20 protein-coding genes and 7 tRNA genes are annotated in these 25,167 nt (G+C 36.7%); 2 read left to right on the forward strand and 25 right to left on the reverse strand.

The window, feature by feature from the left end; genetic code table 11:
* Window positions 1-47 precede the first annotated feature (47 nt).
* Window positions 48-1,247 carry a fibronectin type III domain-containing protein gene (locus SG0102_RS11880; protein ID WP_125120126.1) on the forward strand — a complete coding sequence of 400 codons (1,200 nt, stop codon included), beginning with the start codon at window positions 48-50 and terminating at the stop codon, window positions 1,245-1,247.
* Between the two features lie 54 nt (window positions 1,248-1,301).
* On the opposite strand, the gene SG0102_RS11885 is transcribed toward SG0102_RS11880, so the two are convergent.
* The 18 genes from SG0102_RS11885 to SG0102_RS11970 form a co-directional block, all read right to left on the reverse strand.
* Window positions 1,302-1,808, reverse strand: coding sequence for a Wzz/FepE/Etk N-terminal domain-containing protein (locus SG0102_RS11885; protein WP_125120127.1), 507 nt, complete (start codon window positions 1,806-1,808; stop codon window positions 1,302-1,304).
* Between the two features lie 112 nt (window positions 1,809-1,920).
* Window positions 1,921-1,996, reverse strand: a tRNA-Ala gene (locus SG0102_RS11890).
* 2 nt (window positions 1,997-1,998) lie between these two features.
* Window positions 1,999-2,075, reverse strand: a tRNA-Ile gene (locus tag SG0102_RS11895).
* A 15-nt stretch (window positions 2,076-2,090) separates the two neighbouring features.
* Window positions 2,091-2,166, reverse strand: a tRNA-Ala gene (locus tag SG0102_RS11900).
* A 16-nt stretch (window positions 2,167-2,182) separates the two neighbouring features.
* Window positions 2,183-2,259: transfer RNA gene (locus SG0102_RS11905), tRNA-Ile, on the reverse strand.
* Window positions 2,260-2,277: 18 nt separating this feature from the next.
* Window positions 2,278-2,353, reverse strand: a tRNA-Ala gene (locus tag SG0102_RS11910).
* A gap of 18 nt (window positions 2,354-2,371) precedes the next feature.
* Window positions 2,372-2,448, reverse strand: a tRNA-Ile gene (locus SG0102_RS11915).
* A 20-nt stretch (window positions 2,449-2,468) separates the two neighbouring features.
* Window positions 2,469-2,545 (reverse strand) — tRNA-Ile (locus SG0102_RS11920).
* 224 nt (window positions 2,546-2,769) lie between these two features.
* A complete protein-coding gene (locus tag SG0102_RS11925; protein ID WP_125120128.1) occupies window positions 2,770-4,758 on the reverse strand; it encodes a sulfatase-like hydrolase/transferase in 1,989 nt (662 codons plus the stop codon).
* A gap of 424 nt (window positions 4,759-5,182) precedes the next feature.
* A complete protein-coding gene (locus SG0102_RS11930; protein WP_125120129.1) occupies window positions 5,183-6,460 on the reverse strand; it encodes an ATP-binding protein in 1,278 nt (425 codons plus the stop codon).
* Between the two features lie 400 nt (window positions 6,461-6,860).
* On the reverse strand, window positions 6,861-8,639 hold the full coding sequence (locus SG0102_RS11935) for an LTA synthase family protein (protein ID WP_157983044.1): 1,779 nt from the start codon (window positions 8,637-8,639) through the stop codon (window positions 6,861-6,863).
* 157 nt (window positions 8,640-8,796) lie between these two features.
* Window positions 8,797-10,347, reverse strand: a complete 1,551-nt coding sequence (locus SG0102_RS11940) for an FMN-binding protein (protein WP_125120131.1) — start codon at window positions 10,345-10,347, stop codon at window positions 8,797-8,799.
* Complete coding sequence (locus tag SG0102_RS11945; RefSeq protein WP_125120132.1) at window positions 10,340-11,248, reverse strand: FAD:protein FMN transferase; 909 nt, start codon at window positions 11,246-11,248, stop codon at window positions 10,340-10,342. Before SG0102_RS11945 ends, SG0102_RS11940 begins: the two co-directional genes overlap by 8 nt.
* A gap of 138 nt (window positions 11,249-11,386) precedes the next feature.
* Window positions 11,387-11,893 (reverse strand): hypothetical protein, encoded by a 507-nt coding sequence (locus SG0102_RS11950; RefSeq protein ID WP_125120133.1) that lies wholly within the window; start codon window positions 11,891-11,893, stop codon window positions 11,387-11,389.
* Window positions 11,886-13,226 (reverse strand): AAA family ATPase, encoded by a 1,341-nt coding sequence (locus SG0102_RS11955; RefSeq protein ID WP_125120134.1) that lies wholly within the window; start codon window positions 13,224-13,226, stop codon window positions 11,886-11,888. The genes SG0102_RS11950 and SG0102_RS11955 overlap by 8 nt, the downstream gene beginning before the upstream one ends.
* A gap of 98 nt (window positions 13,227-13,324) precedes the next feature.
* Window positions 13,325-14,359 carry a hypothetical protein gene (locus SG0102_RS11960; protein ID WP_125120135.1) on the reverse strand — a complete coding sequence of 345 codons (1,035 nt, stop codon included), beginning with the start codon at window positions 14,357-14,359 and terminating at the stop codon, window positions 13,325-13,327.
* A 74-nt stretch (window positions 14,360-14,433) separates the two neighbouring features.
* On the reverse strand, window positions 14,434-14,745 hold the full coding sequence (locus SG0102_RS11965; protein WP_125120136.1) for a PTS sugar transporter subunit IIB: 312 nt from the start codon (window positions 14,743-14,745) through the stop codon (window positions 14,434-14,436).
* A 62-nt stretch (window positions 14,746-14,807) separates the two neighbouring features.
* Window positions 14,808-15,680, reverse strand: a complete 873-nt coding sequence (locus tag SG0102_RS11970; RefSeq protein WP_125120137.1) for a shikimate dehydrogenase — start codon at window positions 15,678-15,680, stop codon at window positions 14,808-14,810.
* A 330-nt stretch (window positions 15,681-16,010) separates the two neighbouring features.
* Here SG0102_RS11970 and SG0102_RS11975 point away from each other — a divergent pair, with 330 nt between their 5' ends.
* Window positions 16,011-17,369, forward strand: a complete 1,359-nt coding sequence (locus SG0102_RS11975) for an MATE family efflux transporter (protein ID WP_125120138.1) — start codon at window positions 16,011-16,013, stop codon at window positions 17,367-17,369.
* Here the strand turns inward: SG0102_RS11975 and SG0102_RS11980 are convergent.
* From SG0102_RS11980 to SG0102_RS12010, 7 genes are all read right to left on the reverse strand, one after another.
* Window positions 17,366-17,866: an LURP-one-related family protein gene (locus SG0102_RS11980; RefSeq protein ID WP_125120139.1), complete on the reverse strand. Its 501-nt coding sequence runs from the start codon at window positions 17,864-17,866 to the stop codon at window positions 17,366-17,368. The two genes, SG0102_RS11975 and SG0102_RS11980, sit on opposite strands and share 4 nt — an antisense overlap.
* A gap of 49 nt (window positions 17,867-17,915) precedes the next feature.
* Window positions 17,916-18,353 (reverse strand): hypothetical protein, encoded by a 438-nt coding sequence (locus SG0102_RS11985; protein WP_125120140.1) that lies wholly within the window; start codon window positions 18,351-18,353, stop codon window positions 17,916-17,918.
* A gap of 112 nt (window positions 18,354-18,465) precedes the next feature.
* Window positions 18,466-19,407, reverse strand: coding sequence for a GDSL-type esterase/lipase family protein (locus SG0102_RS11990; protein ID WP_157983045.1), 942 nt, complete (start codon window positions 19,405-19,407; stop codon window positions 18,466-18,468).
* A gap of 350 nt (window positions 19,408-19,757) precedes the next feature.
* Window positions 19,758-20,174, reverse strand: coding sequence for a protein-export chaperone SecB (locus tag SG0102_RS11995; protein ID WP_157983046.1), 417 nt, complete (start codon window positions 20,172-20,174; stop codon window positions 19,758-19,760).
* Window positions 20,155-20,571, reverse strand: a complete 417-nt coding sequence (locus SG0102_RS12000) for a hypothetical protein (protein WP_125120143.1) — start codon at window positions 20,569-20,571, stop codon at window positions 20,155-20,157. Before SG0102_RS12000 ends, SG0102_RS11995 begins: the two co-directional genes overlap by 20 nt.
* Window position 20,572: 1 nt before the next feature.
* A complete protein-coding gene (locus SG0102_RS12005; RefSeq protein WP_125120144.1) occupies window positions 20,573-21,148 on the reverse strand; it encodes a hypothetical protein in 576 nt (191 codons plus the stop codon).
* A gap of 233 nt (window positions 21,149-21,381) precedes the next feature.
* Complete coding sequence (locus SG0102_RS12010) at window positions 21,382-25,119, reverse strand: chemotaxis protein CheB (protein WP_162300208.1); 3,738 nt, start codon at window positions 25,117-25,119, stop codon at window positions 21,382-21,384.
* Window positions 25,120-25,167 lie beyond the last annotated feature (48 nt).

Genomic DNA, 25,167 nt, shown 5'->3' on the forward strand with positions numbered 1-25,167 from the left:
TTTTTTCTTATTAATGATAAAATAGTACCAAGAAGGAGTTGAATTTTATGAAAATAACCAAATATGTTAGTATTCCCTTAACATTGCTCTTAACGTTATCGTTAACAACGTTTAATGTGCATGCAGAAAAAGATGAAAATAATTATTTTAGTATCAGTATCACTTATCCTAATGAAAGTGCAAAGCAGTATGATTCTAATAACTTCAGTGCCTCTGATCCTTTAGACCTTAGCAGCCTCAAAGCTTCAAAAAAGAACGTGAAAATCAAACTGCTTAAAGTTGTGAGTGATGGTGAAGAACAGGATCTAAGCGACTATACGCTCTCTTATGATTATTTGAATAGCTCTCATCATGTTGATTCTTTGATTGCTAATAGCACCACATTATCCCTGCCAGCCAGCTTTGTGAAAGCTGCCGCTTATACTTCTGGCAATGTAAAAGCTCGTATTGCCGTGAGAAAAAATGATGAATCACCATTACATGAAATAGATACTAATGAAATCCTGCCCGTCAAAGAAAATAATTATAATAAAGCAGTTGGTGATACATTATCTTTTGTTTATCTGAAAAACGGTCTCTATGGATCTAAAAAGAAAGGTATTCAATTAACCAAAAAAACAACCTATGTCAATGGTAAATCCATTGCTAAAAGATCTTTTGCCTGGTGGACATCAGAATATAAGTACATCAATAAACAGTGGCGTGCCACCAGTTTCATTTTATCATTGAATTATCCATTCAAATATAATGAAACCAAAACCTATAGTGCTTATCGCTTCGCGGTCAACAGAAATAAAAAAGGCTATATCACCGGTATGAAACTCACCAATGTCCTCAACTATAACGGTTCAACCATTTATGGTGAAGCATGGGATGAAACATCCCTGAGTCACCGCGATGCTACAACTGCTTCCTTAACGAAAAACTGGCGTATTGGTGATACTTTCAAATATACGTATCTCTTAACAACACCAAAGATCACAAAAATTAAAGCCTCAACTGAATCATTAACATTTAACTGGAAAAAGATGAATGACTGTGATGGCTTTGAAGTCCGTTATGCCAACAACAAAAACTTCGATGATGCTTCAACTTATAAGATTAATAACTATACCGCTACTTCCGCAACCCTTAATGCTTTAGACAGTAATACAAAATACTATGTCAAGATCCGCAGCTTTGGAAAAGTAGATCATAAAACTTATTATTCTTCTTATTCAAAAACCAAATCAGTCACAGTGAAATAAGGATTGGCGCCGCCAATCCTTTTCCTATGGAGAATATAAAAAGATCAGGTAACATTATGCCTGATCCTTTTTACTGATATACATTTGAATAGCTAAGACTATAAAGCCAATAATAAGCCCACATACGCCGCCTAGTGCGCCATTGAAAAGCAAACTAGGAGAAGAAGGTTTACTCGCTACGGTTGAACCTGATTTCATTAACAAAGTACTATGATGCTGGAGAAGACGCATTGATAATGCATCTACAATCTTCTTAGAAGTGATGGCATCTTCACATCTTGCCCGAATAGTCAAATCATGACCATTCACAGTCATTTGCAAAGCCGCAAGAACTTCTTTCTTTTCAAGATTATAAGTGCTGCTAACCGCATTAATATAACCCTCACTTTTGACAATCTTCATGTATTTCTGGGGATTTTGATCTACCGTAATCGTAACCTTGGCATCATATTTATTAGGAATGGCAAATACCGTATAAACAATAAACACACTAGCTATTAAGACGATACAAGTAATGAGCGTTAGGATATTCTTCTTTATATAAGCTATATAAGCAGTCATAAGCACACCTCTTTCTTCATCATTGTACAAAGAGAAACTCTTTTAATCAAGTATGATTGTTGCTGAGTATAGGCAAAAGAAAAACGACTCTTACGAGTCGTACATTTATAAATGGTGGAGCTTATCGGGATCGAACCGGTGACCTCCTGCGTGCAAAGCAGGCGCTCTCCCAACTGAGCTAAAGCCCCACTGGTGGGCCTTAATGGATTTGAACCATCGACCTCACCCTTATCAGGGGTGCGCTCTAACCAACTGAGCTAAAGGCCCATTTATAAATAAAAATGGTGGAGCTTATCGGGATCGAACCGGTGACCTCCTGCGTGCAAAGCAGGCGCTCTCCCAACTGAGCTAAAGCCCCAGAGAAAAATAATTAATGGTGGGCCTTAATGGATTTGAACCATCGACCTCACCCTTATCAGGGGTGCGCTCTAACCAACTGAGCTAAAGGCCCATTAATTATTCAATAAAATGGTGGAGCTTATCGGGATCGAACCGGTGACCTCCTGCGTGCAAAGCAGGCGCTCTCCCAACTGAGCTAAAGCCCCAAAGAAAATATAAATACATGGTGGGCCTTAATGGATTTGAACCATCGACCTCACCCTTATCAGGGGTGCGCTCTAACCAACTGAGCTAAAGGCCCATGTATACAGTCAATCAAAATGGTGGGCCTTAATGGATTTGAACCATCGACCTCACCCTTATCAGGGGTGCGCTCTAACCAACTGAGCTAAAGGCCCATCTCGCTGACTGCTCCACTATAATACCACTACGCTTTATACTCGTCAACAACAAATTTGATTTTTTTCAGTCACTAAGGGATGTCGCAGAGAGCAATCCTCTTATAAAGCTCTATAAGCCTTTACAGACGTTTTTAGAATCAATTGATCTATTTATCCTGTTTGCCATTTTTACTTTTCTAAAATGCCGTAAGGCCACAGGAATAACTCCTGTGGCCTTTTGATTAATAAATAGATGTAGTTTTTGTTTTACCAGTTGCCTGTGAGCTTTCTTCTTTGCTCCAAACAACTTTACCTGTCCCTTTACCTACGGTGTACTTCACATTAGAGATACTTGAGACATTGACATTGACATATAACTGTTTCAGTTTGTAGTGATCAATATACCATTGACTGTGTTCATCAGAGATATCCACACTGACTTTTGTCCCTGGTTTTGGATCTTTGACAATAACAGTATTCCCATAAGCGCCGTCTTCACGGTAGCTGACATTCACTTCAAAGCTCTTCACTTTAAACTTCTTAGGAATCTTAATACTATTAATCGTTACCGTTGCTGTTTTCTGACCAAGTGTATATGGAGCAATTGATGCTTTGACAATTGGTAAGTTCCCTTTGGCCTGCTGAATATCGACACGGTTAGAACGTGATGTTTCCATTTGTTTTTCCATCCAGACAGATCGTTTCTTTAATTCATTATCGACATAATTGAAACCATATTTTTCTAATAATGTCTTTTCATTAGAGAATAAGTTCGTTCCTAAACCTAAACGGTTGCCCTGAATCTTAACACCCATGGCAGCTAAGGTTGTTGGGAAGTTATCCTGCGTAGAGAAATTTCTTCTCGTAATTGAATCTCTCTTAACCGCACTATTGATATAACATGTATAGACTAAACGCTGATCCCAAGGAGTACCTTTCTGAATCGTTGCATTCATTGTTGGATGGTCACCAGAAATGACAATCGTTGTATCTTTATACCAAGACTGGCTCTGACACCACTTAATAAAGGCTGAAACCTGTCTTGATGAACAAGCCATAACGTTTTCATACTTCGTTGGGAACTGTGAACGACAGTTACGATCCCAGTAACCAGTTGGGAAATGGGTATCCACTGTTAACATTGTTAAGTTGAATGGTTTTGACTGCTTTGATAAGTTATTTAATTTTTCTTTTGCAAAACCAAATAACTTTTCATCTTCATAACCCCAGAAGACTTTATAGTCATTGGGGATCATACCTTTTGCTTTAGCATAGAGGTAATCTTCAATATCATAACCGCCATGCTGAGAGAAGTAACGGTCACGACCACCAAAGGATGCATCAGAACCAATTAATAGCGTCTGATCATAGCCCTGTTTCTGTAAAATATCACCTAAAGTTGTTAATCTTGGGTAGAAAACAGTTGAGTTACTGTTTTCATTGTTGGCCACCTGAGTCTTTAATGGTAAACCAGCCGTTGCGCCAAACATTCCACCAATCGTCCAGGTATTCCCAGTTAAGGCTTTCGCCCCATTGACATACGAATCACTATTTGAGAAGGAAATGTTCTGTTTCGCTAAAGTTGTCAATTCCGGAATGATATTCTGCGCATGATGACCGCCGACAGAAGAATCCATATAGGTTTGTTCCATAGATTCCAAGAACAGATAGATCACATTTCTCTTCTTCTGAGGGAACGTCAATTTTGTTTTAGCGGGATTGACATAGTTCTTTTCAATAAATGTTGATGGGTGCATCTGATTATACATATAAGCCCCAACATCTAACTTATTCCAGAAATAGTATCCGCCTTTAATACCGCCTAAGAAGACTGCAAAAGCTAATACTAAGCATAAGAATGGAAATGTAATATATTTCTTCTTAAAACGTCTTACTAACGCACAAACAATAATTAAACCTAAAGAAATCAGCACTGCTGGCAATAAGGCTTTCTGGAGATATTCTCCCACCATATTCTGCCCAGTTCCTTTTAAAGGTGCTTTTAAGGTATAAATCATTTCTTCGATAGAAAGGTTACCCCATTTATTCAAGCCCCATTTGACGCTTTCATAAACAAGCATTAAAACAAATATAATTAAAGAGTATAATCCAAAAAGAATACGAGAGGCAATCTTTCCTCTTCTCTTCTTCTTTCTTGTGTCACTATCCATTGTGTCTGCATCGAATTGTTCTTCATAATTCCCGATTGATTCTTTTTCTCTGTTATCCACGCTTTTGGCCTCCTTACTAAATCTTTACGAATCTCTTACATTCATCAATACAATCTACCACAACTTGATGACGAAAAAAAGAGAAAAACACACAAAAATTCGAAATAAGAAAAAATTTTATTTTTTTCTCATAACAATATCATCCATTTCTGCACGAGAATTTCATATTGTGAAATTTGTCCTATATATCATTCTTTTTTCTCTTGACCCAAATAAGTAAGTTATACCTTACTCATTAAAATCATTTGATTCTTAAAGTTTTAAGTACATCTTCATAAGATCACCTCATGCAACTCGGCAATGAAGCAACACAGTCACTGCTTTTACCTTAAAAAGCAAACGCATTAAATAAAACAAATATGTTTCATTTAAATCATAATAAAAAGGCTGACAATTCAGCCCTAACTTCTTTTATTGGACAATGTTATGGTTTAAGACAGCCAATTGGAACAATAAACACACCATCCTTTCGTTTATAAGCATAATCTCCTACACCAATAATAATCATCAAAAATGAAGGAGCATTCATTTTTTGAGTATCAATCTTATCGCTCAATGTTTTAAGATTCTTAGCACCTTCTTCAATAAGACGTTCTCCACCTAATTTCACCTCTGCTAGTCCATAGCTTCCATTTCTCAAGTGGATAACTGTATCACACTCCAATCCTGATTTATCACGATAATGTAGCACATCTCCATCTAAAAGCTGAGCATATACACGCAAGTCCCTCACTACCAGCGTCTCAAAAAGTAATCCCATTGTATGCAAATCATTCAATAAATCGTTAGGTCCAATGCCTTGAGCTGCACTCGCAATAGAGGGATCGACAAAGTACCTCGTGTCAGATGATCGAATGGCTGTTTTTGATCTTAAATTAGGATTCCATGCAGGCATGTCCTCAATCACAAAAATCTTCTTTAATGCACTTATATAAGCAGCGATGGTATCTTCACTAATGGTAAAAGACTCATTATTCATAATATCATCCTTGAGCATTTTCATCGAAATTTGTGTTCCTTGGTGTCTTGCAAAAGATCGCATTAATCGCACAACTCTTGCTTCATCCTTTACAATACCATCAGCCCTACTAATATCTGACTTCACAACAGCATCAAAATAATCTTTTGCCTGCTCTAAAGCAGCTTTTTGCATCATATCAATTGATCTAGGCCATCCTCCACGACAAATAAGAAAAGCTAATTGATTGATATCAATAGGATTAATACCACTAATCGACTTAGGATCATCAAAGAGTTCACCCAGACTTACTTCACCTGTTGATTCTAAAGATTCATACAGGGACATTGTTCGCATAGTTAACCAAGTAAAACGACCTGTTCCTGAATGATATATTTTTTCCGATTCAACAGGAACAGACGAACCCGTAAAGATAAACTGTCCTTCTGCATTACGTTGATCAATTTCATATCTAGCTGCATCCCAAAGCTCTGGGGCAATTTGCCACTCATCAACCAATCGCGGTGGAGTGCCTTGTAATAATAACGATGGGTTAATTTCTGCCATATCCATATTCTGTTTTCGTCTAGACGGTTCATCCATCCTCAAAACACTACCGGCAGCCTGCATTGCCGTTGTTGTTTTTCCACACCATTTAGGTCCTTCAATGACCACACCACCTTTCGCATTTAATTTATCAAGTAAAATCTGATCTACAACTCTTTTTTTATAATCAACTGCCATCGTTAGCACCTGTCCTTTCCTAAAAACTCATGTGATCTATATACTATATAATACTGATTATATCACCTTTTTTCAATAGTGATCGGCAATTTGGCAGCTTTTCAATCCGTTATTTGGCACTCTTTTGATCGGCAATTTGGCAACTTTTCAATCCGGCGTTTGGCACTCTTTTGATCGGCAATTTGGCAACTTTTCAATCCGGCGTTTGGCACTCTTTTGATCGGCAATTTGGCAACTTTTCAATCCGGCGTTTGGCACTCTTTTGATCGGCAATTTGGCAACTTTTCAATCCGGCGTTTGGCACTCTTTTGATCGGCAATTTGGCAACTTTTCAATCCGGCATTTGGCACTTTTTTGTTCGGCAATTCAGCCAAACAAAAAGAAGTCCGAAGACTTCTTCTTACCAGATATAACGTGATGTTGCGGCCCCCACTTTATAAGTGAGACCTCCTTCATCACGAACATAGGCATTGGCATAAAATGTTTTAATATTTTTTCGTTTCGCATTCTTACGAATCGTCTTATCATCAACACGTATTTTAATTGGTTTACCAATCTGACCAGCATTGATAATAAGGGTATTGCCATAAGCCCCATCAGCGCGGTAGCCAGCATTAACTTCTAATTGTGCTAACTTAAAGTTTCTCGGAACCTTGATACTATGAATCGTCACTTCACAATAACGATCACGCATTTTTACATCTTTTAAAGAAAGCTCTACCTGTGGTAATACACCATCATAATGTTGCACATCAATCCGGTGAGAGCGCTGTGTTTCCATGAGTTTTTCGATAAACGGTGAACGCATTGTCTGATTTTTTCTCATCTGCTCAAAGCCATACTTTTCCGTATACGTTAGTTTATTAGAATACAAGTTCGTACCTAAGCCTAAACGGTCTCCTTCGATCTTTACCCCCATCGCCGCTAAAGACGTTGGGAAGTTATCTTCCGTTGAGAAACTGCGGCGTTTATGATTAGAACGTTTAGCAGCCGCATTGATATAACACGTATACACAAGACGTTTAGACCAAGGTGTTCCCTTTTGAATCTTCGAGCTCATCGATGGATGATCTCCAGATAGTATAATCGTTGTATTCTTATACCATTTCTGTTTCTGACACCAGCGGATAAACTTCGTTACCTGTCTTGAAGAGCAGGAAATGACATCTTCATAACGTGTTTTATGTTCATGTTTACACAGACGACAACGATAACCGCCAGTAATATGTGTATCCGCTGTTAACATCGTAAAGTTGAATGGCTGAGAAGACTTTCCTAACTTATTTAAACGTTTCTTCGCAAAGCCAAAAAGCTTTTCATCTTCATAGCCCCACCATTTCTTATATTGTTTAGAGATCATATGATGCTTCTTCGCATACAAGTAATCTTCTACTTCATAATGACCATGACTTCTAAAATAACGATCACGACCACCAAAGTAAGCATCAGATCCTAACAAGAAAACTTGTTTATAGCCTTGCTTATGTAATAAATCCCCAAAGTTGGTAATCGTTGGATAGAATACATCTGAATTATTATATTCATTATTATTGTATTGCGGCGATAAATAAAGCCCTGAAGTCGCCGCCACAATACCGCCAATCGTCCAAGTTGTTCCGGTTAAAGAATGAGCCCCATTGACATAACCCTTAGAATCAGAAAAACTATTATTCTCCTGTGCTAACTTCGTTAACTCAGGAATCAGATTGACATTATGATCCCCACCATGTTTCCGATCCATATAAGAGCGTTCCATCGATTCTAAATAGACATAAATAATATTTCTCTTCTTTTTGGGGAATGTTATTTTCGTATGAGCTGGATCCACATAGTGATCTCTCACAAAAGAAGAGGGATGTAACTGCCTGTTTAAATAATAATTCAGATTAATGGTTTTTGCGTAGCTGTTTGCCTCATGAACACTGCTTAATACCGTTAATAAAGCAATCACCACCGCTAAAGCCTTCACCTGGTAGTGATAATGATGTTTCCTTGCATCCTTCTCAATAAAATATAAAGCGGCCACCACCAAAAAGGCCATGCCTAAAGCACTTATGATTACCTGCTTTAGATATTTTTTTATAAACATATGATGATAAGGACCATTAAAAGCATACAAAACCGTACGCATATGCCAGTTAGGAAAATAGCGACGCATATACCATACTGTGAAATACATCATCATACATATAAAGATCACAAGCGCCAATAGGAGCATTTTACTCAGGCGCTTTTTATTCAATTCCTTCACGTAACTTTCCTCCATGCCTTCCCATTATAACGAAAGAAACACTATTACACAAATAAAAGTCACATCCCCCAAAAGGAAAATGTGACTAATGGAAGCCATGATGATGCTCACCTCCATCTGACATGGAACTATTTGGATTGGTATAAGTGATACTTAACGCTTTCGCTACTGCCTCTTTAATACTATTAGAAGAGAACGTCGCCCCACTAACACCATCCACATCTAAAGACTGTGCTTTAATAATGTTATTAATGACTGTTGACTTAGCCGCTTCAAAGTACTGCTGATCATCTTCATAACTGGTAACCGTAATCGACTGTACTTTCTTATTCTTGACCACTACCTTCACACTAGTAGTACCGCGTAAGCCCGTACCGCTGCCGGTATAGGTCCCATCTTTCAGATTTTTGAAGTCAAGAAAGTCAGAGGAATCATTTGTACTAGAGTCCTTTGATGAAGTACTTGCATCTGAAGAATCATTTGATGATGCATCGGTGTTTGAAGAACTATTCGACTTATTTGATAAGGCATTTTCAATAGCTTCAATTAAACCTTTGCTGGAATAGGTCGCCCCAGAGACTGTGCTAACATCTGTTGACTGAGAAGAAATAACAGCAGGAATAATTGAAGATTTAGCCTGAGAGAAATACTGTTCATCATCCTGATAACTGGTAACAGTAATTGAAGCAATCTTATGATTCTTGACAACCACCTTCACGGTTGTGGTCCCTCTAAAGCCCTGACCACTGCCCGTATAAGTGCCATTGGTATAGCTCTTCGTGGAAACTTGCGTTGTCGTAATGGTACTCGTATTTGTGGGAAGCACTGTTCCTACATAATATAAGCCAGCAATTGCAGTGACCGAAGCCGCTGTCATCACCCGCTTATCAGGCTGAGCCTGAATGTTATGTCTGGGACAGCTTTCAATACAGCGCATACATTCAATGCATTCCCCAGAAGTGACATAATCATCCGATAAATCAATCTGCATCGCACATTGATTTGAACATAAATGACATTTTCCACACTGTTCATGTGGTTTGACAAACTTAAAGAAACGCGCTCCCGCAAGTAATGAATAAATAGCCCCTAAAGGACATAAGAAACGACAAAAGACTCTTTCACTTAGTAATGAGCCAATCATAATCGCAATTAACGTAAAACCGCCCCAAGTCTGGAAAGAAGAACCATCTTTCCAGCCTGAAAGGCTGGTATACTTGGCAAATACAGTCCATGGATTATTAGCGTAATCGATTTGTAAGATCCATATGACAACCAAGCCTAATAATACGATCCATTTGACATATTTGAGACCTTCATCAACTCTCTGTGGTAACTTCTTTCTGATTTTGAGTATTCTTTTAGAGATCTCCCATAAGAGATCCTGCATTGCCCCAAAGCTACAGAAAAACCCGCAAAAGAAACGGCCAAATAGTAATGTTGGAATCATCGTAATACAAAGTAAAACAATAATAGTCACAAATGATGATAAAGAGAATGTCCCGGTCACAATCATTGTCATTAAACTTTTCAGGGCATTTAAAGTACTGGCAAATAATCCAGGAATTAGCAGAAAAGCAATCAGCTGAATAACATGTCTAATGATTGTCATTGGATGGATTTTATTCTTATTCATATATATCTGCCTTATGAAAAACCTTTCTTAAATGATCGGACATATAATAACGTCCATCATTGAGAATAACGAGCTTACTTGCATATGACGATGATGTGTTCATAAACACCACTGTCGTATATACATCCGCTTCTAAAGCACTATCCGCCACTAACGTGACCGAAGCGATATTATTATCCACCGGTCTTCCCTTTCTAAGATCAAGTAAATGGGAATACCGTTTCTTATTCTTCACAAAGAAATGTTCATAGTTACCAGAGGTAACCACTGCCTGATCCTGAATATCTAATACACCAATGATTTCACCCTGTTTCTTAAAAGGATTCTGAATACCAATACGATAACTCTTACCAATTGTCACCACACTGCCGCCATAATTAATGATTGCCTCTTTAATACCTTCAGAGACAAGAATCTCTTTCGTCAAATCAACACAATATCCTTTGGCAATCGATCCTAAGTCAATCATTTGTCCTTTACGTTTTAAACCCACACTGGTCCCTTCAATATAAATATCTTTCACATTGACTAACCTTTTCGCTTTAAAAATCTTAAGCCGTGAAGGAATATGTCCATCATTATGATTGATATCCCATAACTTCGTGAGTACCCCAGCGGTAATATCAAATAAACCATTCGTCTTTAACGAATACTCTTTACCTTTTTGAATAATCTTTAAGGTATCATAAGAGACTTTTACCTTCTTTTCACCAGCATAGTAATTAATCAAACCCACTTCACTATGTTCGTCATAGAAATTGCAGTTTTCAGAAATCTTGGTGACTCTTTCGACAATCATATCTAATACATCACCAATCATCTCTTCATCCTGATCAGGATAACGTACCTGAATCTTATTCACTGTTCCTAAAGCCATAAAAGTGACTTCTTTCTGTCTCATACTCCTCACCTCCTGCTTTCACTATACACCGCTAACACAGGTAAAATATGTGAGTAAAAAGGGAAATATCACAAGTGCGTATTTAAATAAAAAAACAGAGCAACAACCATTTGGTATTGCTCTTAGAGACTTCAAATTCTATTTTAAGCAGCTATCAATAACATTTAAAATATTGCTATGTCCACTCGATTGTTGGTCTTTTCGTAATTTATTTTCATCTACTTTTTCTATTTCACCTTTTTGTTTAAATCTTTTTGAAATAGATACTTTATCCTTGTTACGAACACTTTTGCCTATATAAACTTCTTCAATATCATGACAAAACCAAATCAATTTATAACCATTTCTTAGACAAAAATCTTCTATTGACTTATTTAGTTTAAGCTGTTCTTGATTACATTCAAATTGATCTGTATCAATACAATAAACAATATAGCTTGTTCCATTGGGATTATTCTTTATATATTTACGAATATCTGCTTTCGTTTTTTTATTATTAAAAGCCGTTTTAGTTCCCATAGGAACATATTCAAAATTAATACCAGAATAATCATTATAGAATTTACGAATTGTATCCTTTATATAGACAATATCTGTTCGCGCTTTTCCATTCGTTTCAACACAAAAAATGATTTGTTTACTCATCACTTTCCCCCTCATCCGAATCAAATACTCCAAGAAAATCTTCCGCATCAATATTAAGTGGTAATCCATCAACCATTCCAAAACGATAAAAATTTTCTGGACTTGCATTACCATGCGGAATCCAAGTCTTTATCCCATTAGTTGTTAAAAAATCAATTGAAAGTTTATTTTCTTTTAATACTTCCATTGGTTCAAGTGAATGTAAAGTCATGCAAAGTTGACCCTTACCATATCGAATAAAATAATCGATTAATTTTTTCAAATAAATACTATTAATATTTGTATCGATTTCATCAACAAAAACAATTTTTTCATGATCAGCATCATTCAAACATTCATATAACTTTGTTAACCGTTTTATGCCCGTGCTTTCAAATTCTAGACTTATACGATAATCTGGATAAACGAAAACAAGTTCGCAATCATAATAGTTTTTATCTTCTCTTTTTTCAATTTCTATATCAATTAAATCTTTTTTAAAAATAGAGATAAAACGAGTCATGTATTTGATCTTATGTTGAAATTTATCAAAAGATTCTTTAGCAACATAATAATGATTTTTAGTAACATAATAGTCTATAAAATCATTTAAAATACCTTTTTCCTTATTCAATAAATTAACCTCATTATTCTTTATTTTTTTTATAAGAGAATAATATGAATGCTGGTCTTCTTCATTTAAAAATATGCTAGTAGTAAGAAAAAATATCATTAAATTAATAATATGATACTGAAAGCTGTTTATTTTTTCTAAATCTCCATTTCCTCCAATAAGCAAAAGCCCTGCTTCTAAGGCAAGTGGCTGAATTTTCAAAAGATTTGTTGTTTTATCTTTGATCAATTTAGTATAGTAATCTTCAGATTTTATTTTACTAATTTCCCCATCATGAACCGTATAAATTTCATGATAATTATTTGTCGGGGTATTCCCATTCTTATGCCAAAGAGATTCATAACTAATAATATAGCTATCTAATGTATTTTTAGATAAAACAATCTCATATTTATACACTTCAATCTTATTAGATTTCATGCGAAATAGGATTTCTAATTCTACACACATTTTTTTCATTTTTTTATTAATTAATTCATCAAGCAAAATTTGTGTGTTCTCTTGCATTAAATAATGTGTATTTAGAAACATATCTTGAACAATTTTAATTGCTGTAATTAATGCAGTTTTCCCTGATCCATTTTCTCCATATATTGCTTTAATTCGGTAATCTTCTGGATCAAAATTTTTACTTATTCGTTTATTATAAAATGATAATTCAACTTCTTTTTCAATAGACTTTATACCATTTACTTTTAAATTTAATAAATATACCTTCATTTTTACACCCTCCTACTCCTACAGCGTATTATAACTCATATTTATTACAATATGTAAAATAATGATAATAATTTAAAAAAACCTCATATGTCATGAGGTTAATTAAGGCTGAACTGATAGATGCCACAGCCTTTTTTATAATTGGTGATCTTAATATAATAAGTACCTGCATCAGCTTTGCCATAAGTCTTACCATGACTAATAACATAAGACTGGGTTGCTGATTGCGTATTTTCCATAAAGGTTTGAGTTCCTAGTTTTTGTTTACCCTTATAAACAGTAATATTCATACCACCAGCAGAACCGCCATAGAAGCTTGTACCGGTAAATGACATTGACAAAGCTTTCGTTTTCGTCAGTTTATACTTATACCATGAAGTAGAACCATTTAAAGCTACTATGCCTTTATAGGTTTTCTTTCTTTTGATCATCTTGGCCTTCTTTTTCTTTAAGCCGCCCGTAATCTTACGGCTTGTAGCGGTAGCGGTAATATTATAAACAGGATCATAAGACTTTACCGCGAAGTAATATGTCCCTTTCTTTAAAGCAATCGCCCCTAAAGAGCGTGAATCGGTATATCCATAAGCCCAGTAATGCATTGCCTTCTTTGTCTCATCACAAACAATCACATTCGATGATAAATCATTAATCCCATCAATAGATAATGATACATAACCATCTTTCTTCATCTTATACTGATAATAAGCAATCGTTTTATTATCCGCATTGGATGTTCCAAGCAAAGGCTGACCATTCGTTAATATACCGCCAACATCTGCTTTATAGACATTTACATCTACTTGCACATTACTTGATTCCGTTGAAAGACTCAAATAATAAGTTCCCTTCTCATCAACCGTAAAAGCAACCTGTTTCTTTGTATGAGCCCGGCCATTGATATAACTATCACCAATCCCCGTAATACCATAACCCTTCTTCGCTTCTTTTTTACTTGTATAGAACTGCGCTGTGGTATTAGCATTAGCGGTTAAATCCATCATATAGATGCCTTCTTCTAAACTATACTTATACGCTTTTGTGCCATTCAAAGTTAAGGTCTCAGCCTTAATAGCTGGTGATAACCCAAGTACCATGACTAATGTTAACAATACACTGATTATACTCTTCTTCATATCCATCGCTCCTTTTCTTCATGATACCATATTTTCTTCAAACACAATGAAAAAAATGACTCAATCAAGAGTCATTATTCATGAATAGTACGATAAGCTTTTAAAGCTGCCTTAAGAACGCTAGCCCCATCCATACGTCCATAAGATCTGAAATCAATATTGATCACCGGAATATCTTTTCCGACAATCTTCTGTGTTGATTTCTGGGCATACTGAATCTGTGGACCAAGTAAAATCACATCAACTTCTGGATGTTCTACAACTTCAGAAATAGGATTCGCCCAGATCTCTACATCTTCATTCATATCACTCGCTGCCTGCTGCATCTTTGTCACAAGCAAGCTTGATGACATCCCTGCTCCGCAGCATAACATAATTTTTATCATGTTTACACCTTCCTTATTCCTTAGTGCATGATACAAAGTTTTAACGAAAAATGCAAGTAATATTAAAGACCAATCTTCTCACGCACATAATCTAAAGGCATATCTTCCCCTGTCCATAACTTGAAAGAAGCCGCGCCCTGATAAAGCATCATATAAATACCAGAAACACAAATACAGCCTTTCTTCTTCGCTCGTTTTAATAATAACGTATCCTTAGGATTATAAACACAATCCATGACTACTAAGCCTTCATGTAAGTCCTCTTCTTCCACTAAGCAGGTATCTTCATGCGGTTTCATACCTACACTTGTCGCATTGGTTAAAATATCCGCTGCCTCAATACAAGCCTTTAAATCAGCCTGATCATCGATATCATGTAAAGTCACATGACAATCAGTTTCCTGATCAATTAACTGCACCTTTTCCATAGCACGGTCCCAGAATGCATCATTCTTATTAAAAACCGCAATTTCACTTGCGCCATCTAAAGCCGCCTGCGCTAAGATCGCAATCGCCGCGCCGCCAGCCCCTAATAAAACAACTTTCTTGCCTTTAATAGAACCGCTGTTTTCTTCAATGGCATGAACCCAGCCCGTTCCATCGGTTGAAGTCCCTGTTAACACACCGTTATCATTCACAACCGTATTCACCGCGCCACATAACTTCGTAACCGGTGAAACCTGATCCAAGTACTGAATAATAGCTGTTTTATTAGGCATAGAGACATTCCAGCCTCTTACCTGCATAGCCTTTAAGCCATTAACGGCATCTTCTAAGCCATCCTGACCGACTTCAAAAACCAAATACACCTTATCCATCCCCAGCTTTTCAAAAGCTGCGTTATGAATAGTTGGTGATAAACTATGACGAATCGGTGTCGCCAGTAAAGTAATTAATTCTGTATGCCCTGTAATAGGGATTTTTCTATCTGCCATGATCTCCACTCCTTTTGTGTATCCTTATTATACATACTTTTTCTTCAATTCAAAGAATATATCACTTCTTTTTGTTTATTTCCCATATTTTAATCTCACAAAAATAAGTAGTCTTATATACAGCCACAGTCGATTTATTCTGGTATCTGCCACCCTCTAATCCTTATGTTCAAAATTACATATCAGATTGATGAGCCGCTTACCACAAATGTCCCTACTTTAGAACCCTCATGCTGATAAGAAAATCATTTCTTATTAAGAAAAAGGGGGCATATCCCTAATTAAAACGTTTACAATATAAGTCATACATGAAAGGAAGGAAGGTTTCTCATGGAAAAGAAATTCCAGTTAAAAAACACAACTATTGATATGATCCATGGCCCGATCTTTAAAAGTATCGTCTTATTTGCCATTCCGATCCTCATCTCTAGTGTTTTCCAACAATTATATAATACTATGGACACTTTTATTGTCGGTCGTTTTCTCGGTGATACAGCCTTAGCCGCCATCGGCAGTGTCAATTCTGTTTTTGATCTCATTAACGGCTTTGCCTTAGGCATCGGCAATGGCTTAGCCATTGTCACCGCCAGAGCCTTTGGCTCCGGTGATCAGGAAGAACTCAAGAAAAGTGTGGCAGGTTCCTTAGTTATTGGCCTTGCCTCTTCAATTCTTATTACTATTCTCGCCTTCATTGGTATTAAACCATTGATGCATGCCATCAATGTCCCAAGTCACGTCTTCAATCAGGCTTATAGTTATATCATTTGGATCATACTCTTCTTAACAATTATGTTTGCGTATAACCTAGCAGCTGGCTTATTAAGAGCAATCGGCAATAGTGTCATGCCTTTATTGTTCTTAATCTTCTCATCACTCTTAAATGTTGGTTTAGACATTCTCTTTATTACCCAGTTCCATCTTGGCGTTGCCGGGGCTGCCATTGCGACTGTTATTGCCCAAGGGATTTCTGTTCTTCTTTGTATTATTTATATTATTAAGAAAACAGAAATCCTCATCCCTCAGAGAAAACACTTTGCCTATGATCCTGCTCTTTATAAAGAATTACTGGGCCAAGGCTACGCCATGGCCATGCAGTCAGCTATTGTAAACTCTGGTTCCGTTATTTTACAATCAGGCATCAACAACTTAGGAGCTGATATTATCGCTGGACATACCGCTGCTCGTAAGCTTTATATGTTCTGTAATATGCCATTTACTGCCATGGGGCAAGGGATTGCGACCTTTATTTCCCAAAATACCGGTGCCCAAAAGCCAAAACGTATCCGTAAAGCCATGCGTGATAGTTATCTCTATGATCTCATCGTAGCGATCTTTATGACTGTTTTCTTAGGCTTCTGTGCCCCAGCGATGGTCTCTTTTATCTCAAGCTCACATAATCCTACCATTGTAAATAACGGCTCTTTATATCTACGTATTGTGGCACCAAACTATGCTGTTTTAGGTGTCCTCATGCAAACAAGATCCGCTTTGCAGGGGATTGGTCAAAAGATCTTACCACTGATTTCTAGTGTCATTGAATTCTTTGGTAAGATTCTCTTCGTGATTGCCTTTATTCCAAAATTCAAATACATGGCCGTCATCTTCTGTGAACCAACTATTTGGATTGTCATGACCATTTATTTACTGTTCGCCTTCTGGCGTACAGACTTCGTGAAAAGCGGTCGCTAAGATCGCTTTTCTTTTTCTTCATCAATGACCATATGCTGGAGAGTAATAAGCAGCGTAATAATCATATCCAAATGCGTGGAATCATACACTTCAATCCTATATTTATCATGCATGGATACCATCTTTTGTTTGATCGCTGCTAGCTTTCGGTTATGCCGATCTAATACCGTAAAGTTTAATTCAAAGATGTTCCCGCGACATTGCCAGCCTAAATCCTTAATATCAATCACATCTCTATACACATGCAGTAACTCTTTACGCATCGTAAAAGATAAGCCATTTCTCATCGTTATCTTATAAGCGCGATGAAATGATACAAGTTTTCTTCTGATCGTCGCTACCTTTTGACGATTGGCATTATAGATCGTTGTTTTATTCGTAAAAGTCAGTATTGCGCTTTTCGCATAATACCAGACATGTTTATCCTCATCACATAAACGAATACGATGATGTAAACTCAATAGTGATGTCTTACTATAAAGTGTGAAAGATGACATAATACCTCCTGCAAATGATAAAGCGTCACATTATGGTGACGCTTTATCATTAATAAATAACTTTCATTTTTGTAACACGATGATTAGAAACGGTGATACCCATACCTTTACCGCTAAAACGTTTAAGATAAGAATAAGCTTTCTTCTTAGAAATACGCGAATTGTGGTAAAAATACTTTGTAGCTGACGTTAACTTAAAAATATAGTTGGCTTCTTTGTAGTACAGATCCTGAGCGTTGAATTTTGCTTCTGAAATTGCCACCATAGCACGGCCATTAATTGTTAAAGTATTGCCACGTAAGCTGCGTCCTTTGATATACACATCCGGAATTTCGCCTGATCCATTCGCATATTCATAATAATTATGGGCTTCAAAATAGAAATAGCCTCTTGTCACATGAATAGTCTTGGCTGATACCGTTGTGAGTGATAATGATACTACCAGCAATAATGAAAAGATCATACATAAGATATTATGTTTCTTCATAAACATCACCTCTACTCTTAAGTATAACCCCTTCATTATAGCTTTCAATAAATTTCATACTTTCTCAAAAAAGTATGGTGGAATCAATAACTATTGGTTATTATCATAAATTTTAATCATCTAATGTTTTATCATACTTACCAACAAGTGTGCCAAATTGTTCACAGGCATTTTTCTGCCAATGGAAGCCATCAGGCGTGGCATATTTTCCTTTTAAGAAGCCTTTCTTGTCTTTTAAGAAAGCTGTGTAATCTAAATATTCACAATGATTCTTCTTCGCAAACTTCTCCATTTCCTTATTTAATGCAGGTGTTAAACGCATATGTGGCGCTCTCTTCATTTCTGCTTTCGTCACTGGCGGGGTCGCACACCAAACCACATCCACGTTAGGATTCTGCTTACGCAGCTGATTTGTCAGATTCTTACGATCCGCTAAGATATCCTTAAATGGTCGATAGCAGACTTCATTTAATCCTAACAAGAAATAGACACGATAAGGATGATAAGACTTCACGCGTTCAATCCCCGTCATTCCTTTTCCTTTACGCTGTGTTCTAAAGGTGCGTGAGTTAATCGATGTAATGCCAACCATCTTCACATTGGCTGTTGAATGCATTTTCGTAATCATCGTCGGCTGTAAATGTAAACAGCCAACAATCGAATCACCAGCAAAGGCAATGGTTCTTTTATAAGCTTTTGTCTTCATCGATTTCACAGCCGATGGCTGGGAATCTTCCTTAGAAGCTTTCTGCGTCTTACCAGCCGTCACATAAACCTTATAATTCGTATTCTTTTTAAGTTTTGTAATTAAGCCATACGTCTTTTCTGTTGTCCGCCCTAACTTATAATCACCTTTACCCGTTTGATAGTAGACATGATAATATTTTGCACTTTTAACGGCTTTCCAGCTCACTTTAATTGTCTGACCTGAAAAACGGATCAGTTTCACATCCTGCACAGCTGGCATTTCCGCCGCCTGAACATGATGCATATTTCCTAACGATAAAGCCATTGTACTTACTAAGATCCACTTACCTAATTTTAAATTCATCATATATTCCCTCTTTCCCGATAGTCTCATTATACTCCTATATCTTCACTCATGAAACACTTCATTAAAGCAAACCACTCTTCATATTGAGGTGAAGCATCACCTAAATAACCACTTTCAATAAGTGTACTTATAGGAGCTTTCTCTTTCGTTTCATTAGTTAAGCAGGAAATATCAATAGCTTTTTTTCTCCATTATTATTTATCAACAAACTTAAATGGTCTTATTTATTTCAAACTTCATAAACATTTGACTAGCTTTAATTTTATCGAGAAATAAGAGGTAAAAGGGCACCGTGTTCGCGGTGACCTTTAATTTCAAAATAGAATATTTATTTAGGAATAATACTTTTCCTATTTGTCCTGATTATCAATGCTTTGTATCACCTCTGCAACATTAATCACAGGTAATACAATGTTTACTCCCGACGAATCATATCCACTTATAGTTTGTATTATATTTCTAATATACGGAAATAAAATTGTTGCTCCTGTATTTTTCAAATAATATTCAAGCTCATCACTGTCTAACTCATCTGCTTCATCAAATTTTGATTCGAGCAACACTTTCATTCCTACTTGAATATTCAAGTTACTATCATCTTTATCACTAACACATAAAACATTAAGGCCAAATTCATACAAACATTTATCTAATTGATTAAAAGAATAACCAAGCCTAAAATTACTTTTTTGATCCTCTTTTTCTCTATTTAAATATTTATATTCAATATTTTCAACAAACATTTTCTTAAGCGTTATATCCAACATTTGAGCTATCTCCATTATTATTTCTATCGTAGACAAAAGTTTGATGATCTTCATTTATGTTTTTGCTATCTTTTGGTTGGTTAAAAATAAAAATCATTTCACTGTATTTCTTTTCCTTATTATTTCTTTTGGAGTTAAAAACCATTTTATTTGATAATTGTTTTGATACCTTATCAATACACTCGTATGCTTTACTCCATTTAATTTCGCTTTCTTTTTGATTAATAGGATCTTTTTCACCTGTTAAATATTCATTTAAAGAGACACCCTTTTTTTTCAATAAATCTTCAGCCATTTGACTTAAATTATCACCTGATTCAAAACCTAAAATTGACAAGAGCTTTTGGCTTTCCTCATCTAAACTATCAAATGTTACATCTTTTTTTAATTCAAACATTTTATTCATCTCCTTTCTCATAAACCACTTCAATTTCATTATATTGGATTATCGAATCATTTGTCACACATATTTGAGGAGTTAATTTAATTGGAAATGAAATTTGATTTTTTGAACTCACCTGAAAGTCATTATAATACAAGTCATAATTATTAGCTTTATTTTGCATCAACTCACAGGCAAATCCGATTGCCCTATTCTTCAGCATAATATCCAATTCTTCAAAATTATTACATTTCTCAATTATTTTTTCCATTAACGTAATTGCTGCTTTTCTATTAATTTCCTTTCTTAAATCAAAAACTCTATCTCTTTCAACCTTTAGCGGTACTAAAAGTACAGCATATTTATTCCCAAATTTTTGCTTGCCCCAAAGTTTTGCAATATCAATATCATCATCCCAAAAATATATGCCATTACCTAGCCAATGATATTTCACATTTTTATCCAAAATATAATCATTATTTATAATATCATTTGTGCTTTTTTCAAAATGATTAGTCTCAATTATTTTAGTTGCAATATTTTTTGATGTAGCATGATGACCGTAGTATATTTTATATTTGATTTTAGTCACGAATAATCACATCCCAAAGAAAAACTTATGAAAACATTTGATTATAATTATCCATTTTCTTTTACACTTTTCATCTTTGATTGTTAACTTAGGCCAAAAATTTTGCGAATATAAAACAGTGATAATTATCTAAACGTCTTCTATTTTTATGATAATCAGGAAAGGGATAACTGTCAACGTCAACTCAAAAACTGCAGTAAAATATTGAGCCAAAAAGCGCCACAATGTGACGCTTAAATTTGCTGATGATCAGTTCTTTCAATTTCCTTAGAAAGAATCGTATATAAAGCATTGGTATCAATAGGTTTTGGTAAATGCCCATTCATCCCTGCTTTTAAACATTTCTCTTCGGTCGCCGCAAAAGTATCTGCGGTTAATGCAACGATTGGAATCGAATCCGCATCCGCGGCTTTGGATTCACGAATTTCCTTCGTCGCTTCAAAGCCGTCTTTTACAGGCATCATAATATCCATTAAGATGGCATTATAGTAATAAGGTGCTTTCTCTTTATACATCTTAACCGCTTCTTCACCATTGGCTGCGACTTCTGAGTTAATGCCTTTGGCTTTTAATAAGTTGACAATGACTTCCGCATTGATCTGGCTATCTTCAACCACTAAGACCATCTTGCCTCGTAAGTTAGAGGCATAGACCCCTTCGTTGTTTTCTTCCGCCCGGGCAATCTGTTCGGGAGTGGCTTTTTCTAAGGTTAACTCAACCGTGAAGGTTGAACCTTCGCCACGCTTTGAATCACAGGTAATACTGCCGCCTAGTAAATCAACCAGGGAACGAACAATGAATAAACCTAAACCCGTACCTTCACGTAAGCCTTTGATTTCATTTTCCTGTTCGAATGGTAAGAACATGCGTTTCTGGAAGCTTGGATCAATCCCACAGCCATCATCGATCACCTTATACGTATGATAGATCTTCTCATCATGATATTTTGCATACGCTTCAAAGCGGATATGGCCGCCAGCTGGGGTAAACTTAATGGCATTGGTTAATAAGTTAATCAAAATCCGCGTTAAGTGTTCAGAATCCACCATCGCTACTTTGCCTTCACAGCCAAAGAACTTCGATTCATAGTTCAGATTGGCATTCTTAGCCTTCTGCATAATAATTGCATTGACATCATCAAAGACTTGATTTTCTGGTAAAGCACTGGCAATTGAGACCACCTTACCCGCATTGATCTTGCTGGTTTCTAAGACTTCATCAATTAAGTTTAATAAATACTTACTTGAGGTTGAAATCTTAATAAGGTTTTCCTTAATCTTAGGCGGAATATCCTTCTCTAATAAGGATAACTGCGTCAAACCAGTAATCGCGGTCATTGGTGTACGCATATCATGGGACATATGAGAAAGGAACGCTTCCTTTTCCTGCGATGTCCGCATCGCCACTCGTAAAGCTTTGGCCATTTCATCAATTTGCTGCTGATCATTAACCTGTTTGGTTGTATCGACAAAGGTAATAACTAAGCCCTGTAATTCATCATCTTTTTCATTGCTTTGATGATTCTTTGTTTTACGATAAGGGGCAATACGCACTAAGTACGTTTTCCCAGCGACACTCGCGCAGTGTAATTCCACTGGATTGTGGGTTTTCTGCACCTGTCTAGATAAAGCCATCAAATCAATCGTCGCAAAGTTATAAGCGATATAACGTAAAGTACGACCAACATCCTGCTCCGCGACATTGAATTCACTGCTGATATATTCCGTAAACTTACGGATATTTAAGTCATTATCAACCATCATAATCCCGACTAACGTCGTTGATAGGAAGTTCGCTAAGTCATCATTCAAACTGCCTAATTCCGATACTTTGGCCTGATATTCAGAGTTGACAGTATATAACTCTTCATTGACAGACTGCAGCTCTTCATTAGAAGACTGTAATTCTTCGTTAGCTGTTAATAATTCCTCATTGGCGGCCTGTAATTCCGCATTGACACTTTCTAATTCCGTGACCGTATTCTTTAAGTTATCCTGGGTTAAATGTAATTCTTTCTCTAAGTCAGAAATACGTTCTGCACTAGCTGTATCGATATTAAAGTCTTTGACATCATCGGGCAATGGTCTGTTTTCACGAATAAAGGAAACAGCAACCATCCCGGTTTTATCACCTAACTTATCAGCCACTGGGGTTGCAACCACGGTAATATATTCAGGTTTATTTGAAATCTTTACCGGCACTTTATCATAAGAAACACGACTATCCGTTTCCCGGGCTTCTTTTAAAGTCTTGCTGACAGCGATCTTTAAGTCCGTTCTTACTAACGAGAAGATATCTAAAGTTACCTGACCAGCTGGAATCGTGATGAAATCCTGGCATGAGCCATAAGAATGCTGGAGGGTATTCTTTTCATCGACTAAGACTGTCGCAGGCATTAAGTTTTCTAAGATCTTCGTATCTAATTCACTTGATGTATAAGCACTATCAAAATCATCTTTCGTATGTACCGTTGGTGACGGATCCAGATAGTTTTCTACGCTCGATAAGGAATAGGTAATCCGTTCATGACTAGGGGCTTTGCCCTGGGCATTATGAATAAAGATCTTTTCATTCGGGCAGAAAGCCTGGAAGACATTATCAAAGCTTGAGACCGATTCACTTCTGCCTAAGAATAAGTAGCCCTTATCCTTTAAGGCCATATGGAAGATACTAAAGAGATTCTTCTGTAAGATCGTCTGGAAATAGATCAGCATATTACGACAAGAGATGAGATCCAATTTACCAAATGGCGGATCTTGGAAGACATTATGCTGGGCAAAGATAATCATCCGGCGAATCTCATGGTTAACCACGTATTTCGAGCCCTTACGCGTAAAGAAACGGGATAAACGAGCCACCGAAATATCTTCAATGATATTGTCTCCATAAACACCGCGAGATGCAAAGTTAATAGAATCCTGATCTAAATCGGTCGCAAAGATCTTAATATCACGCTTTTCCCCTAACTCTTCAAACACTTCCGCAAATAAAATGGCAATCGAGTAAGCTTCTTCACCAGTGGAACAGCCAGCGACCCAGACACGAATCAGTTCACTTGGTTTTGTATTTAAAACAATCTGTTTAATAACCCGATCTTTCAAGACATCAAAGTAATCCGGATCTCTGAAGAACCGCGTCACCCCAATTAAGACTTCTTTGGCTAATAAACGCGCTTCTTCTTCGTTATTGCTTAAGTAATTGACATAGTCCTGCAAAGAGCGATTATGGGTCACCACAATACGCCGCTCAATCCTTCTTAAAACCGTTGTCTGCTTATAATATGTATAATTGACATTGGTAATATTCTTTAAAATCGCAAACACCTGACTCATCAGATCACTATCGGTGAGTTCAACACGGGTTTCCGTATTACTCATCGATTTGGCGATATGACTCATTTCTTTCGCAATGGCATCAGGATTGAGGACTAAATCCACAAAGCCTGTGGAAATGGCATTACGCGGCATGCCATCAAATTTCGCACTATCAGGCGTCTGGACAATGATCATCCCATTGTTTTCTTTAATGGAACGAATGCCATTCGTCCCATCGCTGCCGGTACCAGATAAAATGACCGCTACCGCTCTGTTTTCATACGCGTTCGCTAGGGAACGGAAGAAAATATCAATAGGGTGATTGATATGTGAATGGTTATATTCACTTAAGTATAAAGTATCTGAAATAATTTCAATATTATATTTTGGCGGCAGTAAATAAATATGATTGCGTTCGACGCGCATGCCGTCTTCCGCTTCGGTTACCGGCATCGCCGTATACTTGCCTAAAATATCGACAAGTAAACTTTTATGATCTGGCGATAAATGCTGGATAATGACAAAGGCCATGCCAGTGTCACTTGGTAAGAATGTTAAAAACTGCTGTAAGGCTTCCAGCCCGCCGGCGGAAGCCCCCACCCCAACGACACAGTTTGGACGTATATCAAAGCTTTTATTTTCCACATTATAGGTCATAACGTCCCCTCCTCTTCTCATAGTATATTCTAGTTTAATTTATTTTTG

Source organism: Intestinibaculum porci (assembly GCF_003925875.1).
GTDB lineage: Bacteria > Bacillota_I > Bacilli_A > Erysipelotrichales > Coprobacillaceae > Intestinibaculum > Intestinibaculum porci.